Annotated in this window: 5 protein-coding genes; 2 read left to right on the forward strand and 3 right to left on the reverse strand. The window is 64.4% G+C overall.

Translation table 11 applies throughout. The features are described from left to right. The first annotated feature begins 338 nt into the window (after positions 1-338). Positions 339-560 carry an acetyl-CoA carboxylase biotin carboxyl carrier protein subunit gene (locus VQ044_RS08400; RefSeq protein WP_327624623.1) on the forward strand — a complete coding sequence of 74 codons (222 nt, stop codon included), beginning with the start codon at positions 339-341 and terminating at the stop codon, positions 558-560. Between the two features lie 2 nt (positions 561-562). Continuing rightward, the gene (locus VQ044_RS08405; RefSeq protein ID WP_327646415.1) at positions 563-1933 is read left to right on the forward strand and encodes an acetyl-CoA carboxylase biotin carboxylase subunit; all 1371 of its coding nucleotides are present in this window, start codon (positions 563-565) and stop codon (positions 1931-1933) included. 61 nt (positions 1934-1994) lie between these two features. Here VQ044_RS08405 and VQ044_RS08410 read toward each other — a convergent pair whose 3' ends face one another. From VQ044_RS08410 to VQ044_RS08420, 3 genes are read right to left on the reverse strand one after another with little or no spacing between them, the layout of a single operon-like run. Then, positions 1995-4205 carry an acetate--CoA ligase family protein gene (locus VQ044_RS08410; RefSeq protein WP_327646414.1) on the reverse strand — a complete coding sequence of 737 codons (2211 nt, stop codon included), beginning with the start codon at positions 4203-4205 and terminating at the stop codon, positions 1995-1997. 13 nt (positions 4206-4218) lie between these two features. Beyond that, entirely contained in the window at positions 4219-5751 is a 1533-nt protein-coding gene (locus VQ044_RS08415; protein WP_327646413.1) for an acyl-CoA carboxylase subunit beta, read from the reverse strand. A 46-nt stretch (positions 5752-5797) separates the two neighbouring features. Beyond that, positions 5798-6877 (reverse strand): mandelate racemase/muconate lactonizing enzyme family protein, encoded by a 1080-nt coding sequence (locus tag VQ044_RS08420; RefSeq protein ID WP_327646412.1) that lies wholly within the window; start codon positions 6875-6877, stop codon positions 5798-5800. Positions 6878-7261: the final 384 nt, after the last annotated feature.

Raw genomic sequence — 7261 nt, forward strand, 5'->3', positions numbered from 1 at the left:
GGATCGAAGAATTCGAGAGATGTTACACGACCTTTATCGGAGCACCGCCCGGCTCACAAGGTCGCGCCTTGCGGCAGACAGCTCCGCCGCATCGAACGGCGCAACCCCTTGCGAACACTCATGAAGGGAGGCGAAGTCCGTCAGTTCCCGCAATCGCCGGAAAACCGCTCTCTCGATCAACGAACTGGTCGCGACTTTGCCCGCGTTGGGCAAGCCGGGGACGGCTGCTCCACCGCATGCCCTCTCCGATTCGGCGTTGCGTTCGCAACAACTATCTGGCATTCCTGTAACGTGGCCTTTCGCAAGGCGCGACATCGAACGGGAGGGCTTTAGCGGCGATGACCATCATTGATGTCAAGACGGAAATTACCGGCAATCTCTGGAAGATCGTCGCCGAGATCGGCCAGGACCTCAATGAGGATGACCCGATCATGATCCTGGAATCGATGAAAATGGAGATCCCGATCACAGCGCCCGAGGATGGCCGCCTGGTCGAAATTCTCACCGCCGAAGGCGAGACCGTCACCGAAGGCACGGTTGTGGCCCGCATCGAGGCCTGACCATGGGCGCGATCAACAAGGTTCTCGTCGCGAACCGGGGCGAGATCGCCTGTCGTGTTTTCCGTAGCGCTCGAGCGCTCGGCCTCTCGACGGTTGCCGTGTATTCGGAGGCCGACGCAGCGAGCCTTCACGTCGCAGCGGCGGACGAGGCGGTCGCCATCGGGCCATCCTCACCCCGCGAAAGCTATCTGGACGCCAAGAAGATTCTCGAAGCCGCGCGCCAGGTCGGCGCCGACGCGATCCATCCGGGGTACGGCTTTCTCGCGGAGAATGCCGCGTTCGCCGACCTTGTGACGGCCGAGGGGCTGCACTGGATCGGCCCGACCGCCGACATCATTCGGCGAATGGGTGACAAACAACGCGCCCGCGAGATTGCGCAGTCTGCCGGCGTTCCCGTCGTGCGGGGCAGCCGGACATACGGTGTGGGCGACACCGACGGTCTCGAAGCAGCCGGGCGAGACGTCGGTTATCCTCTGCTGGTCAAGGCGGTCGGCGGCGGCGGCGGCATCGGGATGCGCCGGGTGGACGAGGAATCCCAACTCGCGTCGACCGTTACCGCCACCCAGTCGATGGCGGAGAAATCCTTTGGCAACGGAGCGATCTTTCTCGAGCGGTTCGTTCCCCGTGCGCGTCACATCGAAATCCAGGTTTTCGGTTTCGGCAATGGCGAGGCGATCCATCTCTTCGAGCGGGATTGTTCCGTCCAGCGGCGGTTTCAAAAGGTCATCGAGGAAAGTCCCGCGCCCGGCCTTCCCGGGGCCGTGCGCCGGCGCATGGGCGAGGCGGCCGTGTCGCTTTGCGCTCACACCCGCTATGGCGGCGCCGGAACGGTCGAATTCATCGTCGACGCCACCAGCTTCGAGTTCTTCTTCCTCGAGATGAACACACGCATTCAGGTCGAGCATCCGGTGACGGAAATGGTGGCCGGCGTCGACCTCGTCGCCATGCAGATCGACTTTGCCCGCGGTCGGTTCACCGGCGCGGACCAGGAGAGCATTCGGTCTTGTGGACACGCCATCGAATGCCGGCTCTATGCCGAAAATCCGGCGAAGATGTTCATGCCGGCGCCTGGCCCCTTGACCGTTTTCCGGCCACCTGCCGAAACCGAACATGTGCGGGTCGACAGCGGCTACCGCGAAGGCGACGTGATGACGCCGTTTTACGATCCGCTGATAGCCAAGCTGATCGCCCATGGCGGCGACCGCCGGCAAGCCTGTGAGCGCGCCGAGCAGGCTTTACGAAACTGGCCGATCGAGGGGCTTCGCACCAATCGGGATTTTCTGATCGGGTGCCTTCGCAACGACGCGTTCCGCGCGGGCGATTTGTATACCGGCTTTCTCGATGAGCACGCCAAGGCAATCCTGGCGACGTGATCCAGCCACGGCAAGATCCGACGCCATAGCGGTTGCCTGGGCTATGGTGCCGGTTGCCACGTCACCCGAGCGGCGCGGACGTATCGCGTGACCGCAATCGCTGCTCCAGATGCGCGACGGTGGCGAGGGCGCGGGCCATTGCGGGAATTTCGTCGAAGACCGGAACGCCGATCTTGCGCGCTTTCTCGCGGTAATGGCGGCGGCTTTCATCGAGTTCGGGCGAACCGTCCGTGCGCAGCGCCAGCGCGAAATGCGCGATTCCCGGCCACTTCGCCTGTGTCTCCTCGATCACCTTGAACAAATTGCCGACCGGATCGATCGCCCCCCGACCGACGAAGGCGGCAAGGTTCAAATGCATCGCCACGACGTCGGGCTTTGCATGACGGTAGACGATGTCGAGAATTTCACCCGCCACCCAACCGTCCTTTTCCTGCAGGGTTCGCACCGGCGTGTCGATCGGATTGACGACGCTGGTGCCCGGCGGCAATCCCAGCGCCTCCAGCGGTACGCGCGCCGCTTCGCCGAACGGCGCGACATCGAGCCCCATGCTGGCGAAAATGTCCGTGCCCAGCACGCTGGAGCCGCCGCCATTGCCGAACAGCGCGACGTTCCTCGTCGGCTTTTCCGGCCGCAGATCAAGGTGCTGCAGGGCCAGCAGGACGTCGATGAATTCGTCCACCGTTTCGACGAGCGCGACCGGCAGCTGCGCGGCAAGCGCCTCCCACGCTTTCCCGTCGCCGGCAAGGGCGCCGGTATGCGACGCGGCGGCGAGGCGCCCCTGTGCGGAGCGTCCGCCCCTCAAGATCACCACTGGCTTTGTCGGCTGGGCAGAGCGAAGCAGGTCGAAGAAGGCCCTGCCCCGCTTGATGTCTTCGATATAGACACCGATCGCCTTTGTCTGTTCGTCCGCGAGATAATACGCGACGAGTTCATGCGGCTCGACGTCGGCGCTGTTGCCGATGGTCACCAGGCCGCTGAAGCGCAGGCCGCGCCATTGGCCACGCTTGATGATGTCGGTCGACAAACCGCCCGACTGGGAGACGACGCCGATGCGCCCCAGTTCGCGCGGCGCGTCGCTCGGAAAAGTGAGGCCGCCGCGCGGCGAATAGGTGCCTAGACAATTCGGCCCCAGGACACGCACGCCGCCGGCTTTAGCGCCCGCCACGAGATCTGCCTGAAGCGCCCTGCCCTCGGCGACTTCACCGAAGCCCGACGAAATCACCTGGGCGATACGACAGCGCCCCCTGGCGGCCGCGAGCACATCGGGAATTCGGCCCGCGCCGACGGCGACATAGGCGTAGTCGACCGCCTCCGGTGTCTCGCCGAGCGACGGGTAGGCCTTCAGCCCCTCGATCTCTTCCGCCGAAGGATGGATCGGGTAGATGGCGCCGGAAAAGCCGAAATCCTTCAACCGGCGGATGAAGGTATTGGCTAGCGCGACGTCCTTGGAGGAGGCACCGAGGACCGCGACGGTTCTTGGCTCGAACAACGGTTTGAATTCGATCAGCGGATCGCCGGATTCCGCCTTCTCAGGTTTCGAGACGGGCCGGTTCTCCCGCTCGGTGAGAATGACACGGGCATCGGCCGCCATCAGCCCCGAGGCCGAAACGATGACGGGATTGAGATCGAGTTCGGCGACATCGTCGCCGAGCGCCATCAAGAGGCCGCCCGGACCGCCGATCCTCACCATCGCCTGGACCAAAGCCTCCTCGTCGACCGCCGCTTCGCCCCGGATGTCACCAAGCAGGGCAAAGCCCCTCAGTTCGCGGAGCATGGCGCGGGCGTCGGCCGCATCGATCGGACATAGCCGGAACGCCACGTCCTTCAGAACCTCGACGAAGATACCGCCAAGGCCGACCATCAGCATCGGTCCGAATTGTGGGTCTTGAATGCCGCCGATGACGATCTCGCGGCCCGGCGGAATCATCTCCTCGACCAGCCAGCCGTCGATCGTCGCGGCGGCAATCACCGGCCTCAGCGCCATCGCCTCGACGGCGGCCCGAACTGCGTCGGCACCGTCCAGCCCGAGCGCGACCCCCCCGGCATCCGATTTGTGGAGGATGTCCGGCGACACGACCTTGACGACGAAGGGCGCGCGCATCCCCCTCGCCCTGGCTTCGGCATCGGCGGCGTCGCGCGCTAGCGCGGAGCGGGGCGAACGCACCCCGTAACGCGCGAGTAATTCCTTGCCGGCGGCTTCGTCGAGTGATCGTCGGCCCCGTGCACGCGCCGCGGCAATGATGTCCCGGCCAAGCGGCTCCTGTATGGTCATCGCAATCGCTCCCTCAGTAGCTGGTCGGCCAGGCACGCATCAAATGCTCGCCGACGCCGCCGGAGCGGCGCCGCGTCTGGATGTCGAACATGCGGATGAGAAAATCCCGCGTCTCCTGGGGTTTGATGACGTCATGCGCCGAGAAAATGCGCGCCATGTCCCATATTTCGAGATCCTTCTGGATCTCGGCCAGCGCGGCCTCGAACCCGTCCTGCCCGGCGTGCAGATTGTGCACGATGCTGGTGGCGAAGACCGGGTCCATGAAGCTGACCTCGGCGGTGGGCCAGGCCACCATCGCGCTGTTGTGCGCCCCACCGCCCATGGCGACATAGGCGCGGCCGTAGGCCTTGCGGCAGATCACGGTGATCTGGGGCACGGTCGTCAGGCAGGTCGCGTTCATGAAATTCATGATGTGCCCGGGCGCTCCCCGGCGTTCGGCATCGGTCCCCACGACGAATCCGGGGGTATCCAGCATGCGCACGATCTGAATGTTGAAGCTGTCGCACAACACGGTGAAATCGATGATCTTGCGACACGCCTCGGCCGACAGGGCGCCGCCGCCGAGATGCGGGTTGTTGGCGATAATGCCGGTGACCTTGCCGGCGAGGCGGGCGAGCCCAACGACGGCGGACTTGCCGAAACGCGGTTTGATCTCGAGAAACGAATCCCTGTCGACGATCACCTCGATGATCTTCTTGATGTTGTAGACCTGCGTGCGCTTCTCGGGCAGCAGGTCCAAAATCCGGTCCTGCTCCGCGCCGGAGCCTTCGGAGGTCGTCGTCTCGAGCGGCAGGACGCCATTGTGGCTCGGCATGTAGGAGAGGAACCGGCGTATGGCGGCCATCGCCTCCTCGTCCGTATCCACGAAGTGGTCGATGAGCCCCGTCTGATCGGCATGAAGGCGCCAGCCGCCGAGTTCCTCCAAATTCACCTTCTCGCCGATCGCCATCGAGACCAGCCGGGGGCTGGACACGGACATGATCGAGCCCTTCTTCATGACGGCGAAGTCGGAACAGCAACACAGCCAGGCCGACGATCCGAAGGAGGTGTCGAGGGCGGCCGCGACCCACGGCGTATCGCGCATCCGGCGAAACTGGCTGGTGTCATTGCCGAGCATCGCGCCCATACCCTTGGAGCCCATGGCGTCGGGCAGGCGCGCGCCGGTCGACTCGCCGACATGGATGAAGGGCATGCCCTTCTCGGTGCAGGTCTTGCGGATATAACCGATCTTCTTGGAATTGGTGGCGCTGGTCGAGGCGCCCTTGGTGGTGAAGTCGTTGACGACGACGCCGACGTCGCGGCCATCGATGCGTCCGAATCCCGTTATCTTGCTGTCGCGCGGCGTGGCGGCGGCATCGGCCTCGAAAACCGACTGGCCGAGCAGGCCTACCTCCAGGAAGCTATCCTTGTCGACGAGTGCGTCGAGACGCTCCCCCGCGTTCAACTGCCCCCTCTCGCGCCGCTTGGCGAGTTTCGCCTCGCCGCCCATGGAACGCGCGGCCTCGCGGCGTCGATCGAGTTCGGCCAAAATCGTTTCATGCGCCATGCGTCTTCTCGCCTTCTCGCTGAGTTCTATTCGAAGTCGCGCCGCTCTAGGGCGGCTGGAAGTCGCGCCGCTCCAGGGTGAACCGTTCGACCGCGTCGCGATTCAGGCGGGGGCGATAGCCGGCTGGAAGCCGAATGGCTCCGTCCTGAAACGGCATCGGCTCGACGAACAGGCGATCCCGGGGTTTCAAGAACCCGTTGAACTCGCCGGCATTGCGGATCGTCGTCCTGGCGACGCAAGCTTCCAGCCACCCCTGAATCTCGCTTCCCAGACCGTCCCCGAGCACAGGCTCCATGCCGTTCTGTCGCACCGCGTCCAAGCCTTGCTTCAGACGGTCGAGGCCGCCGAACCGCTTGAGCTTGAGCTTGCAGTAGCCGACGCCCGTAATCGTGGCCGCGCGATCGATGTCGGCCAGCGTGCAGATCGGCTCGTCCAGCATCAGCGGCACGCGCGATACCGCGGCAACCGCGGCATTGGCGTCCCAATCGTCGGCGTCGCAAGGCTGCTCGAAGAGCTCGATGCCCTCAGGGTTCAGCCGGGACGCGAAACGCTCACCGTCTTCTCGGCTGTAGGCGCGATTGGAGTCGAGCCGCAGCGTCGCCCGTCCCTGCGTCGCTTCTTGAATGACCGCGACGCGCTGGAGATCGGCATCGACATCCTTGCCGACCTTGACCTTGAAGGTTCCGAATCCCTGCGCCAGCCAGGCTTCGATTTCCTCGACGATCGCCGCAGGCTCGAGCGCGTTGAGAGGCGTGAGCAGCGGCAGGATCGTCGCGTCCGGCAAATCGAGCAGGGGATTGGCCTCAAGCACCTCGATCGCCGTCGCAAAGGCCGTCGCAGCAACCTTGCTTGTGGCGAACCGGTCGAGCACCGATGCCTTGGCCGCCGCCGTTTCGACTCCGATCGCTGCCTGCAAGCTTTCGCACAGAAAAGCCCAGCCGCCGTCCCGCGTTTCAGCGCTGGAACCCGGGGATATGTGGCCATCGGCGAAACCGGAGCGCCCATCGTCATCCTCGACCTCCACCAGGAACGGCTCGAAGGATTCGAACGTGCGATAGGAGAGCCGATAAGGACGGATCAGCGGCAGACCGAGCCGCCGCAGCGTCGCCCGTTGAATTTTCGCCATGGCGCACCTCCCCCGCATCCACCGGACATGGTCACCTGGGCCTTCTCCCGTAGGGCCTCAGAAGCGATGCAAACCGTGGGTGCTTACGTAGTTGCTATGACTACTACTTCGATGCGAGGATTGCAATGCGCTGCCGCCGCCGCTCCGGGGCAGCCGGGAATCGCGATCGGGACGCGTTGCGGCGATCCGGTCCATATGGCCGTGGCCGATGGATGCGGCCGGGCTTCGATATGGCACGCTGATCTCGTGCGGATGAGCCGACTCGGATTGCGAAAAGGGATCAGGGGTCAGGGTTAGAGCATCCGGCGAATAATTTGAATCGACGGGTTCCCATTTGATGTTCGGTTTGATTCTCTGTGAGCAGGAGGTGCTTCATGGGAAAGG

The sequence above is a fragment of the Aurantimonas sp. C2-5-R2 genome (assembly GCF_036549495.1).
Classification (GTDB): domain Bacteria; phylum Pseudomonadota; class Alphaproteobacteria; order Rhizobiales; family Rhizobiaceae; genus Aurantimonas; species Aurantimonas coralicida_A.